The organism is Enterobacter sp. EGD-HP1, from assembly GCF_000733275.2.
Classification (GTDB): domain Bacteria; phylum Pseudomonadota; class Gammaproteobacteria; order Enterobacterales; family Enterobacteriaceae; genus Enterobacter.
The window spans coordinates 1-15,772 of the sequence record NZ_AVOP01000032.1; the positions used below are offsets into that span (position 1 = coordinate 1).

Genomic DNA, 15,772 nt, shown 5'->3' on the forward strand with positions numbered 1-15,772 from the left:
CCTCTTATCCTCTAAGTTTATCTGAATGAGCTTATCATCCAAGCTTGAATTGACCTTAAGGTAACCGAAGGTCATTCCGAGAAGTAGGATTCGTAGCGTGTCCTTTGCTGTGATTCGTGGACTAAGCTCACTCACCTTTCGCTGGAACTCATCAAACACTTCACGTAAGGGCGCCAAGTGCACTCTTATATAGAGGGCGAAGCTGATAACATCTACACTCGCTTTCATGATGTTCTTCCCTCGTAATCACCCTCAGATGATACTGGCTTGAAACGCACGTGTTTCAAATCGACGGAAGCGAATTTAAGCCACTCTCCCGTCTCGGTAGTCAGCGGCACAAAGCCGTTAACCATCTCAGGCTGACGTCGTGACATCTTGCCCGTGAAGGTTTCGCCTATTTGGGTGGTTAGTGTGATTTGGTAGATGTTGGCTATTGAGAACCTCTCAATCTTCTGAATGGGATTATGTTTTGTCTATCTAAGACGATTGTTAGTTAGCGACACTGTTTGAATCGTTTGCACATGGTCATAATTTGATATAGTTTACTGAAAAAGCTGATAAAAAAGGGGATTTTTAATGCTAAATTTGCTTATTAAACTGTTTGGTTTTTTTATGAGTTTGTGGGACGGGCTCAGCGATCAACAAAAAGAAAAGATAATAGATGCGATTGTCGAGAGCTTTACCTCCCTCTTCAGAGAATATTTCCAACAACGCAAGGATGCATAACATGGTAAAGCTAAAAGATGTAGTAGCGAAAGCAAGTAGTACAGGTACTGGAATTGCTTCACTTACAAGCACTATCTCTAAATCCACCGCACTTGTCACTAAGATCGCCACTGGGATAACGCTTAGCGGCGCGTTCAACAATAGGAGCAACAAGGATATTGTTAAGTTTTCTGAGCAAGCCGAAAAGATCGTTACTCAAGATTCTTTCCTTGATGAACTCGATTCTAAAATTGGGCCTACTCGCCAAAACGAAACTGAGGATGAATTTGTTGCTCGTGCAAAAAAAGAAATGCGTGAGTTATTAAGGTTAAAGCTTAAGTGAGATAAAAAACTCTTCTCTGCCGATCGGTTACTTAAGACACTGATTTTTTATATATTCTTGAAGATAACCGATCTGCTTCGTTACTTTGACGATTCGCTGTCTGAGGGTGAAATAATCCCGTTCAGCGGAGTCAGTAAGTCGGGGGCCGGAAGCATCGCCCATGCCGCTGGCGCCGGCCGTTCCGTTCGCGGGACATCTGGCGTTGACGTGCAGCCCACACTTACCAGTGCTAACGCAACGCTGCAGATCTTCAAGCTGAGATTTCGCATCGGCTAATTCCTTCGTGTATTTAGCATCCAGTACAGCTGCGTCACGCTGGCGGGTCTGCATATCTTTGATGGTGGCGTTCGCCAGGCTGAGCTTCTCGGCGGCTATATCGAGCTGGTCTTTATAAGTGATGGCGTTGTCGCGATAGTGGTTAATCGCCCAAACCATTGAAAGCAGCAGACATATAACGACAGCGCAGATGATTGCGGTTAATCGGCTCATTTCTGGCCCCACTCGCAGACTTCACGTTCAATCTCGCGCCGGGTGATTAAACCCTTCCACTGTTTGCCACCGGCATACGTCCAGCGCTGCAGTTCTTTGCAGGCACCAGGCACATCGCCGGAGTTCAGCCTCTTCAGCAGAGTTGAGCTGGCGAAAGCTCCAGATCCAACGTTGTAAGTGAAAGAGTAAAGCGCGGCGCGCGTGGGCTCAGGGATGCGAACCTTTATCAGCGGGTCGATGGCGTTTGCCACCTTTCGCAGATCTGCCTTCACTAGGCTGTCGCATTCTTTGTCAGTGTAGCGGTGGCCGCGGCGAATATCGGCACCGGTGTGCCCATCGCAAACAGTCCAGACGCCGACGACATCCTGATAGGGGTAATATCTCCGACCTTCAAGTCCATCCGCATTGCCCAGCATCACGGTGGCAATGGTGATTGCTCCGGATCCGCTAACAATGGCACCCACCAGCTTATTCCTGAGTGTCGGGTTCATCTCGGCTCCTGTTGCGATGATTATCTTCGCGGATCTTGAAATATAGATTCGTCAGATATGTCAGTACGGCAATGATTATGCCCACCAGCACGCCGATAGCATTCCACTGCTCGGGGCTGTAGGCATTGAGCATGCCGTTTAGGATGCTACCGACTGAAGCGCCGTAAGCAGCACCGGTGGTTAGTTTGTCCATGCGATACATACTCTCACCTCGCGTAGTTAGCGGGTGCTGTGTGTTTGAAAAGGGTCTGTCCGTCGGGACGATTTAACAAGAAGGCGTGTCGATGATGGTTCTAGGAGCCTCAAATGAAAAAGCCAGCGACAGGCTGGCAATGTGAGGGTAAGGCAATGAACAGGATATTATTTAGAACCAAGCGACCTAGAAGCTAGCTAAAAAGATGGCATTTGTGTAAAACGATGACATCAATCAGCAGGTGTTCATCGTGAAATACATTCGGTTAATTTTAAGGCTCATAACAGTATCACTTTACGTGTTTCTGGTTGTTTTTGGCTCTGGATTTGTAGGTTCGAGTACAGCCAATGCAATTAATCTTGAAACACTTAACCTAAATTACTCATTAATCGCAAAGGACTCGGTGGTATACGCACTCTGCGCAACTGGTGCGACATTGGTTGTTCCACCAGTCCTATATTTAATCCAGCATTATGTCTGGCCAGTTTTGAAATTTGTCGGCTTGAAGATTCGCTTCTTCTTCCATGGATACTAAAAGGCTCGCAGCTGGCGAGGCATCGCTTATTTTTTCCGTTACAGCGCTAGCTCTTCAATAATTCATAAATCGCCAGTAGCAAAAAGCCCCGCGGGGTTAACCGCAGGGCTTTAAACGAAGGCAATAACCCATCGTTAGAGCAAAATTACCACAGATTAGGGAAAAGTAAATAGTTCACGATAAATTCACGCCCTATTTTGTTATCTGCTTCAGCTGCGTATCAGCCCACGCCTCTTCGATATCAAACTTGGTGATGAGCTGGTCGTAGAAGGGCTTAACAGACTTCTTCCAGGTATCGAGGCTGATTGCATCCGTTATCTGACACACCGCGGCGTAAGCCTCAGTTGATGGAATTCGTTCATACCCCCGCCCGCTGCAGCGCTTACAGTCAGCCAGAACCGGCACACCCTGCTGTTCAGTAAGAACCTGATTAACGGCTTTCCCGCGTCCATGGCAATCTTTACAGGCGCAACTTACAACCTTCTTACCCTTACACTGAGGGCATAGAACGCGCGCTACCTCCCTGACCTGCCTCCGAACCTCATACTCAGAAGGTCGAATATCTTCGACACCCATACTCAGCGACATCTTCACGAATTTCTTCTCTTTTGCCGGAGTGTGGGACTTCATGCTGAAAACCTCAGCGTCAATAAACCCTGCCCCTTTGCAGCCATCGCACTGTTTCACGCTGGCGGCGCTGCGAGAATAATCCTCAAAAGCGAAGGCGGCCAGTTGGCGCATTACCAGTGGCTTAACCGCATCGTCCAGCTTGCGCAGCGCGGCAACCTTATCGCATTTGGTTAACGCGTACTCAGCCAGCAACTCAATAGCCCTTGCCCGATCGTTGTAACTGATGCCCATCTTGCCGAGGAAGGCACTGTATCCCATGGCGGCGCGTTCCTGCGTCATGCCCATAGCGGCCATGATATCCGTTCCGCTTAATGAGTCTGACGCCGTAGCGCGCGGAGAGTCGCTAATAAGCGTCGACTTGGCGAAGTGGTATTTCACGGTGTTTTCGAGGTTCATTAGGCTGCTCCTGCTGAATGATAGATACGAACAAAATTACGAAGAATGCGGTAATCCACCAGCACCGATCCCCGGTAGCGGTAAATGCGAAGGCGCTGCCAGCGCGCCCGGAGTATCTCAAGCGTTTCTGGCTTCATCTGGCCTCCTCGATAATGATCTGCCCTGTTTCTCCCCAGATTTTGGTAACCCGTCCGTCCCAGACATGGCTATCCTCGTCAAACACTGCGTCCAGCAAAGCTTTTTCCAGGTTGTCTTTGTCCGGCTTTTGTTGATGAGGCTGGCCGACATATTGCGCCCGCTTTGTCTTGCTCCAGTTCTTTGGCATGGGGATGACGAACGTGACGTGATATCCGGACTCTGGCAGGCGGATGCCCAACAGCCTGACCTGTTCTTTGTATGCCCAGTACGCTGCTGTTGCTGGCCGTTTATGCCATCGGTCACGCTGAGTCATTCGGGGCTTGCCAATCGGCGTAATTTCGTAAATTTTCATGCGGGCACCACCAGCCCGCGGCGGGCAACTTCAATCACTGTCAGAACAATCGCACGGTCCATAAGATGCCGGCGCTCTTCCCTGTTCAGCTTATTCCCGTTATCAATGCTGTCATGACAGCAAACGCAGAGCGCAGCTGTCGCACAGTCATCAGTTTTTAATCCCATGCCTTTTCCTTCGTTCCGGTGTGCCACCTGCGTTCCCCATGCTCCACAAAGAACACAACGCTCGATCTGCCCCACGGCGGCGAGCCATTTTTTGCTGCGATAAATAGCCATGCTCACCCCCATATCCGGTTTTGCCACCGGCGATTTATACGCGGCGGTTTATTGCCTTCAGGCAGCCGGGCGCTGACGGTCCAGGTGAGATAATCGGAGTTCAGGCTGCGCTCTACCATTACACCGCGGCGCTGGTATTCCGCCATGAGCTCTTCGGCCTGCTGGGTTGTGCAATCGGTATGATGGAACCAGCTATGTTTCATCCCCATCACCCCGCAAAGCCAAGCAGTTGAGCGGCGACGTTTTCGGCCTCATCACGACTGCGGAATGAACGGGACAGGACCCAGCGCCAGAGGACATCGAGCGCAGCTTTATAGAGCTGCTGAAATTCGAGTTCGTCCATGTTAGCGAATGAGATGCTACGAGGATGCTTTTTGAGTGTTCCGTCTGGTAGCTGAATGGCATCAAAGTGCCCTGCCTCAACGATTACCCATGAGCGGTAAGCATCGAAGGATTTGCACAGGCTAATGCCATTCGTGACGCGCCGGTAAGCAACCTGCTCAAGATACTGCTCGGCAGCATCGATAAGCGCGCCCTCATTCCCGGCATACGAAGCCAGGAACTTGGCGTAGCCAGTAATCAGCTTCCGCTCGTTGCTAGAGATAGCCCCGCCGGTTGGTTCCCAGTATTCAAAACCGAGATTGAGAAGCGCGAAAAAGCGTCGATGGAATGCCGGGTTTCGTAGCCGCCTGAACTCGGCAACAAGAACATCGCCGAGCCGGGTTTTGGATTGCAGGATATCGCTGGTCTCGGGCGTTGCCGGGATCAGTATTCCTGAGTGGTGTTTGATAAGTTGTAATTCTAGCGCCATGGTTCTCTCCGTGGCGCATCAGGTATAGGTTGTTCAGGCCTATGAAAGAATAATATCAGACGGTGGAGTTACTCGGTACCCCAGTCGTTTTGCAAATTGCATAAACCCATTGAGAGTGAATATTTCTTCCTCTTCGAGTAACGGTCGTAATGAAACTATTCCATTTACTCGATAAACCAGATATCTCCCTTCCGCCGGGAAGCTATAGATAACTGCTTTATCGGCCCTTCTGACCACATCGTACCATTGATCATCTGCATTAAAGGCATCTGCACTACACACTATTTCCCCCAGAGCGACTTATTGACGCGGTAAACAGTAATCGGGAACAGCCAGGGGAACGCAAACAGCGATACTCTTTGAAACTGCTCCAGTGAAATTCACGCGATTAAAAAAACCACTCGTCCGCGCTTTCCCAGGTCTCCTGCAGGATATGTTCGACCTCTTTCTTGTTACCTACGAAAACAGTCAACCCATCATTGCCGGCACGCTTAATCGTAAGCTGGCAATCATCAAACTGCTTGCTGAGTCTTTTGAGCAGTTCTGACTCGAGCGTAGGTATAGCTCCATCAGGAAGTTTCTTCATGCGATCAATGGTTAACTCGATTTTCATTTGTACCTCCGCAATGAATTACTGTATACATATACAGTATATTTATAAACGTATCTCACGGATTTTGCAACGTTTTATGAGATCACAATGTATCGCACGGAGAATGTGTCCCCCCAAAACAAGCAAGAGGTAACTTCTAGCGTGAAGACTTGGAGTTTCTGTAGTTTGAGTGTTTTAAAGCGGAAGTATGAATGAACATTTGGATATGTATCATGACTCACAAGCAACATGTCATGACCACTCTCTCCAGCGAGAACCTGCCTTGTAGATTCGCGCTGTGAGATTATCGTTCAAGTCCCCGTTGCATAATGTTCCCATCATTTGAATTAAAGATTTTACAGCAATAGCCGATACTACTCTGGTCCTTGCTTGTGACGCGTTCAGTGTTCAGTGCTGTTTGCTTTGGCCATCCGGACTGATTACATACCGCCTCATAAAAGCCAATCCTTAATATAAAGGGAACTTATGAGATTAAAATATGCAGCACTCATACTCGCCGTTGCCATTACAGGCTGTGATGACAAAAAAGACGTGATCGGTTGTTCTTCTGAAATGACCCAGTCAGCGCTCATGGATTTATTAAAAAAATCTGCTTATGAAGGACTCTCTGAACAGGTCGACAAATATCCTGACGTCACAAATCAGACCAAACGAAGCGCCTTGGACAAGATAAAACTGGTCATCTCTGAAATCTCCACAACCTCAAGTGACACGGGTAGCACAATGAAAACGTGTGAAGGTACTGTGACAATGACCCTACCTGCGCATGAGTACGCTCAACTTTCTGATGCTTACAGAAAAAACTTTAACCGTAATCTCGATAAGCAAATGGAAAGCCTGTCTTTAGATAACAACGCAAACAGCTTTTCAAAACGCATTTCCTACACAGCACAGGCTACAGACGATCAGAAAAACGTTTTCGTAAAAGCCTCCTCTGATAATCCGATATCTGTGGGTGCCGCTGCACTTACATCGCTTTCAATCATCAACCCTATCGTTGAACAGCAGAAGATCCAACAGGCTAAGGATGCCCAGCAGAGCCAAATTGAAGCGCAACAGCAGGCTCAACTCAGGGCACAGCAGCAGGCCCAGTACGAGGCAGAGCAGCAAATCGAGAGACAGACACAGCTGCAGGCACAAGAAAATGCAGAACAGCAGGTCCAACAGCAAAACACTGGGAGCCTTGATCAGTCCCGAATGGCCTTTGCGAATGCCGACTCTGATTTAAATACCGCCTGGAGCACATTAACATCGGCGAAGAAAAAAGAGTTACTGCCTTCTCAGCGCCAGTGGATCAAAACAAAGGATGCTATGTGTGGCAAAGTTTCAATGCAGGGAACTGATTCAGAAGTTAAGAAAATGGTCGACTGTCAGACGCAAATGACCCTTTCAAGGACTGCTTTCATCAGAACACAATAACTGAAGCCCCTTCAGGCTGGTGGCCAGTGATGAGCTGGCTCCAGCGTAATGCTTGATAATTTCCGCCCTCAGACCTTTTTCAAGCATGTACACAATCACCATATAAGAACCAGAATGCTGCAAAATGATCTAAAGTCAGATTTTTTAACTTTTCTGATTCTCGATAGGGTTTCAGCTATGTGCTAAAAGCGGAGTATTTGGCTTTTCAAGGCCAGAAGATGTCCTCAATGAATAACAAATAGAGACATATTTTGCGGCATATCTTCGTTGTCCATGTAATAGTCTTTGTTTCCTAAATGCCTCAGCGCACCTGCCATAGTATATCCAGAATCTAAAGATTCTTTTTCTATCTTTTCAATAGCACCAACCGACACAAATTCATTTTTACTTAGAGCTAACATTTTATTTAATGTAATAATATCATATTCTATAGTGTAATCCGCTATGGTGATTACCTTAGTTTTACGACTGGTACAATTATTAATAAAGTCACTATGTCCTTTAATGTGGAATAATATGTAATTAGTGTCGCCATCACTTTCATCAATGATATGGCATAAAATATCCCCGTCCATGATTGGGATTTTATTATCTGGGAAAAACATCCCTACACTTTGAGATGAAACTATTAGTGTATCGACAATGATACATACTCCATAAGGAAAGAGTAGGCCTAATTCTAAGTTAGGGAAAGCTTTAATGGCAAGATTATAAATAAACATCAATCCGCTGTCTGTACTCAGAAAACTTTTTATGGTTTCTATTTGAGATATAGCTTTTGTGATAAAACCTTTTTCTCCAGCTGCTTTGAGATAATCTTTACCCCATACTGCAGGTAAATTATTTTTTACTTCTCCAATGAAAACGTGAAACCCAAGAGACGGCTCATATGATATCACTAACAAATCAATGTCTGGTAGTTTTGGGTCAAAATGATCAAGTTTTACATTGCTATATAATCTGTGGTTAGGATATTGTTCGAATTTTAATTTAATCTTGTCAACCAACCCTTTCCCCATTATTTCAGAAACATTTCTTGAAAAACTATTTGGATTAGTCTTAGCGAAATACCTCAACATATTCGAAATACCATCAACAAGAGAAAAGCAAGTTGGATAAAGCATAAATTTATTTTCTATTGGAATATAGTTGAAAGTAGACCTTGATGACTCAGCAATATCTCTAAATAATTTCTTGAGCGTGTTTACATTTTCTTCTGGATGCTGTTGCATAGCTTGCCCCAACAACTCATCTTCTCTATAGGTTATAACCCCCGAAAGATTGTTCGCTTTAGAAAAATAACGTTCATATAACGCTAAAGTTAATATTTTTTTATAAACATCGATAAATAAAGAGTATTTATATCCATCCAACATTACGTCACTACTTTCTGGTATGTAAGAGAAATAATATTTAATTTTCCAGTCAATAATAGATTCAATCGTCGAGAATGCTTTTACTACGTTCATGTCATCAAAATCGAAATGTGCAGTACCTTTAAGGAGTTTTACAGGGTCAGCCTCTATTTCGTCATAAGGTAAATTTTGTGAGTTGAGGGAAAAAACCATCATCTCCGAAGCATATTGCCTTAATATTGAATCATCATTTATAATTACTTTTATGTGGTTTTCATCAATATCCCATGTTACAGCTTTGTTGTCAGCATATGAATAGAATATTGCATCCCTTAACGTCAAGAAATTTCTTAAGAACTCACATATAGGTAAATAATCCTCATAACTATATTTCTCTTTCAAGACAGTATTGGGGTTATAATTTTTCAATAGTAAGGGGAGAATGAGTTCATTTGCGGTTCTGATGTGTTCCCCCTCAATAAAATAATCATTTCTATACATGTACTCAGCATATTCACCGAATATATGAAGAGAGTCAGAGTTCGCACTAATGTTATTTATAATATTTTGCAATTCTTTTTCAAACATTACAGCAACTAAATCTCTAACATGGTTTTCTTTTTGTGTTTTCATTGTCCATAACCAAAGAGCATAATTGATAATATTTAATTCACAACTAATTATCTCTACTTTACATCAAACCTGCACTTTTTCCCATACGCATCATTTTTCTTACATACGAATCGGTTCCATCCTGGATTAGAGTAGAAAGTTCACTCAACCCACCGGATATGTTTTGGGAAACAATAAAATTAACTCCTCGCCCCGCCAATACAGGAATTAAATATTCATAGCCTTCAGAGTCATCACAATAATCCATGGCACACATCCCCCACTGTGAGTTTATAAATGGATCTATGACATCATATATGAACTGTGAAGTTTGAAGGGATACATCTTCATTTGGTGCAGCAAAGTGTTGGATCGAATTTCTTAGCTTGCCAAACGCGTTGTACAATTCTAGGTTTTTTATTTTTACACCGGTAGCTGCCCAAACTTTCTCAGGTAATTCAGAATATGTAATTGTTTGTCCTTTTTGTAGTAAACTCTCGAAATCTAAAAGCCCTGTGGTTTTATTTACACAATCCGCAGTTGATTTTGGTAATGACTCAAAAATCAGCAGGGGATGTTCTTGCGCAAGGCGAGCCTTAAGGAAAATTTCACAAGCGTGAGCGGCCTGTAAAACTCCTAGCTGGGACCACATTGAATTAGTCCAGTCAACAAAATGCGCTAGGTAGTTTGCGTGAGAAAGAGAACCAGCACCTAAAGCAATCATATGCTCATAAACATTTCTTAAACTTGCATCCATGACAATTATCCTCATAAGGAAGGTAGATGTAATATAACTATCTAAATTCTACAGCGCTACTTATGGAATGTATAATTTGTTCAAAACATCACTACGGCGCAGGATCAAAAGCTGAAGTACAAAGTCTGTACAAGTTTCGTTCCTCGCTCATAACAAACCATTTCCTCACTATGCCCTGCCATCGGCTTTCATCCGCTGATATTTAGCTTTCAAAAGCTCTGCCGGTGTCAGCCCCTTCGGCGATACCGGAGCCGCCAACGCCCGCCGAATGGGCGGAATCGGCTTCCCGGCCAGCACCCGCTTTTCCCACATAGCCAGAATTTCTCCAGCTTCATGCTCGAGCTCTTTCTGACACAACTGACCATCAGTTCCGCGGCGCCGCAGCTCAATGCAGATGTGGTAAAAAATCGGCTTTGGCCACGGATACTGCTCACTGCTCGGGTACCGAAATACCAGCTTACGCCACTTCCAGTACTCAGCCATGACGTCAGAGGTGGTGATCCCCAGCGCGCAGCGCCCTTCCCTGCACCACTTGATGAACTGGCCTGGCGACGGCAGGAATGGACGCTCCTGACGGCGCACCATGCGCATACCGGCATCAACCCGCTCCATGGTCGTACATCGCCGAGCCGGGTTTTGGATTGCAGGATATCGGAACTACTCACTATTTCCCCCAGAGCTACATATTGACGCAGTTAATCGTTATCGGGAGCAGTTAAAAAAACGCTAACAACGAGACGCTTCGAAACTACCCCTATAAAATTCACGCGATCAATAAAACCACTCGTCGGCGCCCTACCGCGTTTCCTGAAGGGTATCTTAAACTAATTTTTATCACCTACAAAAACGGTAAGTGCATCGTTGATAGCGCTTGATAGTCAGCGTATAAAGATAAGAATCTTTGCATAAACGAGTCAGTAGCTCACACTCTAATACACTTACCGCACCATCGACTAGTATATAACCCCATGAGAACTTACCTTTACCATTCCTTGGGGGGCAAGTAGGAAAAATAGTAGTAACTTACCACAATGGATATTAATTTATTATTGACACATATAGAGCAGACATCTAGTTTAAGTTAAAGTAGCTATAGCATTCACATTATCGAAGAATTAAAAAAGCATATTGACTTTTTTTTAAAAAATGAAACAAACGCAACCAGCTATTTACTGATTGCGAAGCACAACACCATATAACAACAATCAAAACCACAATCAATTCAAGTGATATTTTTTTTTGCAAACTAATCTACAATTGCACCATACTGTTTTGCAATACATAATCTTGCCTTACCATATTGAATATTTTTGTATTCTTCCGGCTCGAATTCCAAAAGATCAGCCAACTCGATATTAAATTCAAGTTCACTTGCATAAGTAGATTTACGAGCAACAAAACTTTTTATTTTCCTAGCCAGATAAAATGCCTGGGAAGCATAATGTTTATAACGATTTTTTAATTGAAAAGTTGAAATTGACATATTGGATAAGCTAAAGTTATGTTTCGCATCAACAGATAACAAATAATTTTCCGGACGTAGTTGCAATGAAAGTGCAAGTGCTACTAGTTCTTCATCAACTTCAGCAGGGCGGAGCTCAAATTCGATTGACTCGATATCAACAAGTGGATTCAGATGAGGAACCTTCGCAAAATCAATGGAGTGTTTCATTTGGCTTCCATTGCATTTTTCGCAACACGGAATGAAGTTTGACAAGGTCAACGCAAGAAACGGATAATCTGATTTTGTATAATAATGATCAATAGGAGGTCTATAACCTTTGCTATGTTTATCTGGTAGGCTAGTTTCAGTGCTCACCATATGACAATAACAACATATGTTATATTTTGCCAGTTCACAAAGCTCATAAGCTGTCCATGATTTATCTGATTTCGCTGAAAAGCTTGCATAATCAAAAATTTTGGTTAACTTTTGCAAAACACAAAAATGTAGAATATCTCTTCCAAATCTTTTTTCATAATCTAATATACAACCAGCTAAATCTGAAGGCGCCCCCTCAACTATTACACTTCTATTTGTTTGAATGAAATCCTTGATGACCACATCTAAAAATGAGTTTCCTAAACTGCCTATACCTCGGTCGATTAGTGAGTTTAAATAATCATAGTGTTGAGTGCAGGCATTTTCCCAAACATCTGAAATGTTAATTACCATTGCCGAGACTCCTTTTGAGGGCTTTTTTTACGGCAACATCCCCAATAGAATCAATCAAATTTAGGTCATATTCAGTAGCATTCCCATTTAAGGCTCGCTTATATATTTTATTAATGTTGGTGGCCGCAAACTCACCAATAGAATTAGAAGAGAAGGCGGTTGCTATTACTTCATCAAGTGGTGCAGCAAATGTATTTGAAAACTTATTCGAATCAAGGCTTGTGACAAAGTCCCCCGGAATATCGGCAGCCAGCAGCGGTGAGTGAGTAGCTATGATAAGTTGCAAATTATTTAAATCACAACTTGATTTGACCCCTCCCAAGAATTTATTAAGCATAGATATATATTTTCTCTGCCAGTCTAAATGCAAGTATGCATCCCCTTCATCGATTAATAACAAAATAGATTTGTAATTCTTATCGACGGCTTGCTTTATTGATTTTTCGATTAAAGAAAACTGTTCCACTAATGCTTGAATACCTGAGCTTTGATTAGACCATTCAATCTGAATCGAAGTATCAAGATTATTTATCTTATTTGAAAAATTTATGTTGTTAATTCTGAATTTAATAGAATGATCATCAGCTTCATAGTTTATAGACTCACAGCATTCAGAGATAAAATTATCTGAAAGATAAACTACTCTTTTTAATTCGTCTAAAGCAGAAAAATTTGAATCATCATCAATAATCCCCAAATGGCTAAGAAAATCTAACGCAACAGATCTTGAAACCCCTCCCCCTAACTTGCCATGGATATATTCTAGGGAAGCAAGATGCAGTAGTGTTGAATATCTTCCACACCGTTTACGGATTAAACTCTCTAATACAACCTCAATATTATTTAAAGAAACTTCTCTTTTTTGGTCTATTATTAGATAATCATTATCTTGAGAATTCCTTGATAAATCCTCGTATTTGTATGTAAGCTCCTTCAATTTATCAGAGTTTACCCTGCCATGAGATCTAATTGCAGGAATAAGGATAGTTCTAAAAACCTTTTTGGAATACCTCAAAACCGCTACTAGTTCGGTGTTAACTCCTAATGCCTCAGAAATAACACCATACTTTTGAAGACTATTTATATCAGTAGATTTTCTGGTATTAGGAGATGCATCAATTACACCTTTTCTTTTAGTAAGCTTTCTTTTATAAGGCAACGCTGTATAGTAAATTGCACAAAGTTCATTATTATAAGGCGCAGTGGGTTCATAGTTACCATTTGGCGTGCCTTGAAAATAAAATTGAAAAGAATCATCTTGAGATGAAACAACAGCATTTGCCAGTGAATGCAGCATCCTTGTTTTACCCGAGCCGTTTGTCCCCAATAATAAACTGATACTATCTATTTCAAATAGTGGGCCATAAAGCTCCGCTTTATGTGGTATGAGCTGTATAAGCTGCTCATCAATTCTCACTGCCATGATTTTTGACATCGCAATATCCTTAATGCTGTTTAATTTTGAGTTATATAGTAATCGAGTCGTTAATCACCGTCAATCCCATAGACTTACACATCCAAAAAATCCTTTTTTAAATTTTAATTCATGCATGAGACATCCATAGTATTTAACTAAGAAAATCTAAAATATCAGTTAGCCAATATAATTTGCCAATTATATGCTATAAACACGCACTATGTCCTTTGGCATACTCAATATGCAGATAGTCTGAACCTTTAAATCAGTGTTAAAATTTTTCCTGTGTCAATCCTCACACATGCAAAATGGTCACCCTCACCCGCCACAACATCCTTAGTCTAATTAGCTCAGAGCGGTCACTAATTCGATGATCTGGGCGATTATCATTTCCACTTTGCAATTATACCGCCAAAGCATCGCTTACCCTCCCCCTCATGCTTTCATGCGCTCATATTTTGCTTTAAGCAATTCAGCAGGCGTAGGCCCTTTTGGCGTCACTGGTGCTGCTAACGCGCGCCGTACGGGTGGGATCGGTTTCCCAGCCATTACGCGTTTTTCCCACATATCAAGAATATCGCCAGCCACATTCTCGAGCTCTTTCAGACTTAACTGGCCATCAGTTCCGCGGCGCCGCAGTTCGAGGCAAATGTGGTAGTAAACAGGCTTAGGCCACGGATACTGCTCGCTGCTCGGGTACCGGAACACCAGCTTACGCCACTTCCAGTACTCAACCATGACGTCAGCGGTGGTGATCCCCAGCACGCAGCGCCCTTCCCTGCACCACTTGATGAACTGGCCTGGCGACGGTAAGAATGGGCGCTCCTGGCGACGCACCATTCGCATGCCCGCTTCAACCTGTTCCAGGGTGGTGATCCCGTTTTCTTTGAAGGCCAGCACCCACTGACGGCGGATCTCGTTCACGTCTTCCTGGCTGCGATTAGCCAGGCTTGCCGGGAACGCGGCCGCCAGCTGTACGAACAGCCCGTTGATAATCTGCGCCACCTGCTGTGTGTGCTCACGTTCGCTGAACTGTTCGGGCATTTCATGTGCCACACGCCGGGCCTGTTCCCGGTCAAAATTGCGAATGCTCTCGGCTATGTTTTTCATTCCAGCACCCCGTCAATCCAGTCGGTGTTATGCAGGTCAATACCACCCCGAGATGGCTTTGCCGTTCCGGTAGAGCGTAGCCGTTTGGTAGTGAGCTGATCCCACTGCTTTCGCAGACTTGAAGGGCTCAGGATGTTGTCTTTCCAGAACTCGTCCCGGTTGGCCCACTGGAACAAGTCACAAATTTCGTAGTGAGTGCGCTTGTCCTGGAAACGCATCAGCCTGATGGTGTTTGCCCATTCAGCCCAGTTTGGTTCGGATAGCGATGCGTTGACGGTGAGAAGCCTGTCGTAAATCCAGCGGGCGGCCTTGAGGTCGTCAGCGGATCCCCATGATTTACCTGCCGGGGTGTATATCCCGTCTGCAGCTTCAGGATGGCGAGAGAGAAATTTTTGAGTTTTCTGGTTTCGGGATTCGTCAGAATTCCGAGACGAGGATATTTTAATATTGTTCTTGTTATAGTCTTGGGTGTCTACCGTTTCCGGGAAGGTTTTTCCCGTTTTCGGTAACACTTTTCCCGATTTCGGGAAGACTTTTCCCGTTTTCGGTTTGTCTAAAATCCAGGCAGAAAGGTCAGTATTTATACCAACCGTTTTCATCACGCCCTGCTTCTGACTGAAGATAATTTTGCGTTCAGCGAGCGATTTGAGCGCATCAGAAACATGCGAATCACTCAAACCTGTCAGCTCAGCGATCACCGTGTTCGTAACGCGGTCCTGTTTCTTGTTCCAGCCGTAGGTAAGCCAGATCACCGCTTCAAAACACTGCCACTCCCGGCCTGACAATCTCAGGCGTGGCTTAAGCAGCTGGATCTCGTTAGCGACCTTGGTATATCCATTCGACAGGTCGGCCATACGACCTCCCGGTTGTTCGGTTCTGTGGGGGAAATTGATAATTTCAGCTGTGTTTGACATACTTAGCTCCGCAATTACACTCCGTTTTTGCACCTGAA

The 15,772-nt window shown here is 44.0% G+C and carries 22 protein-coding genes and 1 pseudogene; 3 read left to right on the forward strand and 20 right to left on the reverse strand.

Annotated features, from left to right (window positions below; translation table 11 throughout):
- Both N037_RS25245 and N037_RS25250 read right to left on the reverse strand, forming a co-directional pair.
- The coding region (locus tag N037_RS25245) for a hypothetical protein (protein ID WP_072163992.1) at nt 1-228 on the reverse strand (228 nt) is incomplete at its 3' end.
- A complete protein-coding gene (locus N037_RS25250; protein WP_032642041.1) occupies nt 225-434 on the reverse strand; it encodes a hypothetical protein in 210 nt (69 codons plus the stop codon). The genes N037_RS25250 and N037_RS25245, both read right to left, overlap by 4 nt.
- Nucleotides 435-576: 142 nt before the next feature.
- Between N037_RS25250 and N037_RS25090 the strand changes: the two genes are divergently transcribed.
- Nucleotides 577-726, forward strand: a complete 150-nt coding sequence (locus tag N037_RS25090) for a hypothetical protein (RefSeq protein WP_020690979.1) — start codon at nt 577-579, stop codon at nt 724-726.
- A gap of 1 nt (nt 727) precedes the next feature.
- On the forward strand, nt 728-1,048 hold the full coding sequence (locus tag N037_RS15635; RefSeq protein ID WP_032642044.1) for a hypothetical protein: 321 nt from the start codon (nt 728-730) through the stop codon (nt 1,046-1,048).
- Between the two features lie 27 nt (nt 1,049-1,075).
- Here the strand turns inward: N037_RS15635 and N037_RS15640 are convergent, their stop codons facing one another.
- The 11 genes from N037_RS15640 to N037_RS15685 form a co-directional block, all read right to left on the reverse strand.
- A complete protein-coding gene (locus N037_RS15640; RefSeq protein ID WP_032642046.1) occupies nt 1,076-1,537 on the reverse strand; it encodes a lysis protein in 462 nt (153 codons plus the stop codon).
- Nucleotides 1,534-2,028: a lysozyme gene (locus N037_RS15645; protein WP_032642048.1), complete on the reverse strand. Its 495-nt coding sequence runs from the start codon at nt 2,026-2,028 to the stop codon at nt 1,534-1,536. The genes N037_RS15640 and N037_RS15645 overlap by 4 nt, the downstream gene beginning before the upstream one ends.
- Nucleotides 2,006-2,230, reverse strand: coding sequence for a class II holin family protein (locus N037_RS15650; RefSeq protein WP_032642050.1), 225 nt, complete (start codon nt 2,228-2,230; stop codon nt 2,006-2,008). Before N037_RS15650 ends, N037_RS15645 begins: the two co-directional genes overlap by 23 nt.
- 718 nt (nt 2,231-2,948) lie before the next feature.
- Entirely contained in the window at nt 2,949-3,782 is an 834-nt protein-coding gene (locus N037_RS15655) for an antitermination protein (RefSeq protein WP_032642052.1), read from the reverse strand.
- The gene (locus N037_RS24900; protein WP_000801961.1) at nt 3,782-3,919 is read right to left on the reverse strand and encodes a YlcG family protein; all 138 of its coding nucleotides are present in this window, start codon (nt 3,917-3,919) and stop codon (nt 3,782-3,784) included. Before N037_RS24900 ends, N037_RS15655 begins: the two co-directional genes overlap by 1 nt.
- Nucleotides 3,916-4,272, reverse strand: coding sequence for a RusA family crossover junction endodeoxyribonuclease (locus tag N037_RS15665; RefSeq protein ID WP_032642055.1), 357 nt, complete (start codon nt 4,270-4,272; stop codon nt 3,916-3,918). The genes N037_RS24900 and N037_RS15665 overlap by 4 nt, the downstream gene beginning before the upstream one ends.
- Entirely contained in the window at nt 4,269-4,550 is a 282-nt protein-coding gene (locus N037_RS15670) for a DUF1364 family protein (RefSeq protein WP_032642058.1), read from the reverse strand. The genes N037_RS15665 and N037_RS15670 overlap by 4 nt, the downstream gene beginning before the upstream one ends.
- 2 nt (nt 4,551-4,552) lie before the next feature.
- Nucleotides 4,553-4,759, reverse strand: a complete 207-nt coding sequence (locus tag N037_RS15675; protein WP_032642060.1) for a hypothetical protein — start codon at nt 4,757-4,759, stop codon at nt 4,553-4,555.
- Nucleotides 4,759-5,361, reverse strand: coding sequence for a DUF1367 family protein (locus N037_RS15680; RefSeq protein WP_032642063.1), 603 nt, complete (start codon nt 5,359-5,361; stop codon nt 4,759-4,761). The genes N037_RS15675 and N037_RS15680 overlap by 1 nt, the downstream gene beginning before the upstream one ends.
- 39 nt (nt 5,362-5,400) lie before the next feature.
- The gene (locus N037_RS25415; RefSeq protein ID WP_224065701.1) at nt 5,401-5,643 is read right to left on the reverse strand and encodes a hypothetical protein; all 243 of its coding nucleotides are present in this window, start codon (nt 5,641-5,643) and stop codon (nt 5,401-5,403) included.
- A 106-nt stretch (nt 5,644-5,749) separates the two neighbouring features.
- Nucleotides 5,750-5,974 (reverse strand): DinI-like family protein, encoded by a 225-nt coding sequence (locus N037_RS15685; protein ID WP_032642066.1) that lies wholly within the window; start codon nt 5,972-5,974, stop codon nt 5,750-5,752.
- 465 nt (nt 5,975-6,439) lie between these two features.
- Between N037_RS15685 and N037_RS15690 the strand changes: the two genes are divergently transcribed.
- Nucleotides 6,440-7,393, forward strand: coding sequence for a hypothetical protein (locus tag N037_RS15690; protein ID WP_032642068.1), 954 nt, complete (start codon nt 6,440-6,442; stop codon nt 7,391-7,393).
- Nucleotides 7,394-7,617: 224 nt separating this feature from the next.
- Here N037_RS15690 and N037_RS15695 read toward each other — a convergent pair whose 3' ends face one another.
- The 7 genes and pseudogenes from N037_RS15695 to N037_RS15725 form a co-directional block, all read right to left on the reverse strand.
- Nucleotides 7,618-9,381, reverse strand: a complete 1,764-nt coding sequence (locus tag N037_RS15695) for a hypothetical protein (RefSeq protein ID WP_156369735.1) — start codon at nt 9,379-9,381, stop codon at nt 7,618-7,620.
- A 58-nt stretch (nt 9,382-9,439) separates the two neighbouring features.
- Nucleotides 9,440-10,117, reverse strand: a complete 678-nt coding sequence (locus N037_RS15700) for a hypothetical protein (protein ID WP_032642073.1) — start codon at nt 10,115-10,117, stop codon at nt 9,440-9,442.
- Nucleotides 10,118-10,285: 168 nt separating this feature from the next.
- Nucleotides 10,286-10,735 (reverse strand): annotated as a pseudogene (locus N037_RS15705) (replication protein P); the annotation flags it as partial.
- Nucleotides 10,736-11,363: 628 nt separating this feature from the next.
- A complete protein-coding gene (locus tag N037_RS24905; protein ID WP_156369736.1) occupies nt 11,364-12,293 on the reverse strand; it encodes a hypothetical protein in 930 nt (309 codons plus the stop codon).
- Nucleotides 12,283-13,728, reverse strand: coding sequence for an AAA family ATPase (locus N037_RS15715; protein ID WP_032642077.1), 1,446 nt, complete (start codon nt 13,726-13,728; stop codon nt 12,283-12,285). Before N037_RS15715 ends, N037_RS24905 begins: the two co-directional genes overlap by 11 nt.
- A 417-nt stretch (nt 13,729-14,145) precedes the next feature.
- Nucleotides 14,146-14,820 carry a replication protein P gene (locus tag N037_RS15720; RefSeq protein ID WP_032642079.1) on the reverse strand — a complete coding sequence of 225 codons (675 nt, stop codon included), beginning with the start codon at nt 14,818-14,820 and terminating at the stop codon, nt 14,146-14,148.
- Nucleotides 14,817-15,734, reverse strand: a complete 918-nt coding sequence (locus N037_RS15725) for a replication protein (RefSeq protein ID WP_032642081.1) — start codon at nt 15,732-15,734, stop codon at nt 14,817-14,819. Before N037_RS15725 ends, N037_RS15720 begins: the two co-directional genes overlap by 4 nt.
- Nucleotides 15,735-15,772: the final 38 nt, after the last annotated feature.

What these genes read in the sequence shown, in the direction of transcription:
- N037_RS25090 (WP_020690979.1), top strand. Translation starts at nt 577, where the DNA reads ATGCTAAATTTGCTTATTAAACTGTTTGGTTTTTTTATGAGTTTGTGG.
- N037_RS15635 (WP_032642044.1), top strand. Translation starts at nt 728, where the DNA reads ATGGTAAAGCTAAAAGATGTAGTAGCGAAAGCAAGTAGTACAGGTACT.
- N037_RS15640 (WP_032642046.1), bottom strand. Translation starts at nt 1,537, where the DNA reads ATGAGCCGATTAACCGCAATCATCTGCGCTGTCGTTATATGTCTGCTG.
- N037_RS15645 (WP_032642048.1), bottom strand. Translation starts at nt 2,028, where the DNA reads ATGAACCCGACACTCAGGAATAAGCTGGTGGGTGCCATTGTTAGCGGA.
- N037_RS15650 (WP_032642050.1), bottom strand. Translation starts at nt 2,230, where the DNA reads ATGTATCGCATGGACAAACTAACCACCGGTGCTGCTTACGGCGCTTCA.
- N037_RS15655 (WP_032642052.1), bottom strand. Translation starts at nt 3,782, where the DNA reads ATGAACCTCGAAAACACCGTGAAATACCACTTCGCCAAGTCGACGCTT.
- N037_RS24900 (WP_000801961.1), bottom strand. Translation starts at nt 3,919, where the DNA reads ATGAAGCCAGAAACGCTTGAGATACTCCGGGCGCGCTGGCAGCGCCTT.
- N037_RS15665 (WP_032642055.1), bottom strand. Translation starts at nt 4,272, where the DNA reads ATGAAAATTTACGAAATTACGCCGATTGGCAAGCCCCGAATGACTCAG.
- N037_RS15670 (WP_032642058.1), bottom strand. Translation starts at nt 4,550, where the DNA reads ATGGCTATTTATCGCAGCAAAAAATGGCTCGCCGCCGTGGGGCAGATC.
- N037_RS15675 (WP_032642060.1), bottom strand. Translation starts at nt 4,759, where the DNA reads ATGGGGATGAAACATAGCTGGTTCCATCATACCGATTGCACAACCCAG.
- N037_RS15680 (WP_032642063.1), bottom strand. Translation starts at nt 5,361, where the DNA reads ATGGCGCTAGAATTACAACTTATCAAACACCACTCAGGAATACTGATC.
- N037_RS15685 (WP_032642066.1), bottom strand. Translation starts at nt 5,974, where the DNA reads ATGAAAATCGAGTTAACCATTGATCGCATGAAGAAACTTCCTGATGGA.
- N037_RS15690 (WP_032642068.1), top strand. Translation starts at nt 6,440, where the DNA reads ATGAGATTAAAATATGCAGCACTCATACTCGCCGTTGCCATTACAGGC.
- N037_RS15695 (WP_156369735.1), bottom strand. Translation starts at nt 9,381, where the DNA reads ATGAAAACACAAAAAGAAAACCATGTTAGAGATTTAGTTGCTGTAATG.
- N037_RS15700 (WP_032642073.1), bottom strand. Translation starts at nt 10,117, where the DNA reads ATGGATGCAAGTTTAAGAAATGTTTATGAGCATATGATTGCTTTAGGT.
- N037_RS24905 (WP_156369736.1), bottom strand. Translation starts at nt 12,293, where the DNA reads ATGGTAATTAACATTTCAGATGTTTGGGAAAATGCCTGCACTCAACAC.
- N037_RS15715 (WP_032642077.1), bottom strand. Translation starts at nt 13,728, where the DNA reads ATGTCAAAAATCATGGCAGTGAGAATTGATGAGCAGCTTATACAGCTC.
- N037_RS15720 (WP_032642079.1), bottom strand. Translation starts at nt 14,820, where the DNA reads ATGAAAAACATAGCCGAGAGCATTCGCAATTTTGACCGGGAACAGGCC.
- N037_RS15725 (WP_032642081.1), bottom strand. Translation starts at nt 15,734, where the DNA reads ATGTCAAACACAGCTGAAATTATCAATTTCCCCCACAGAACCGAACAA.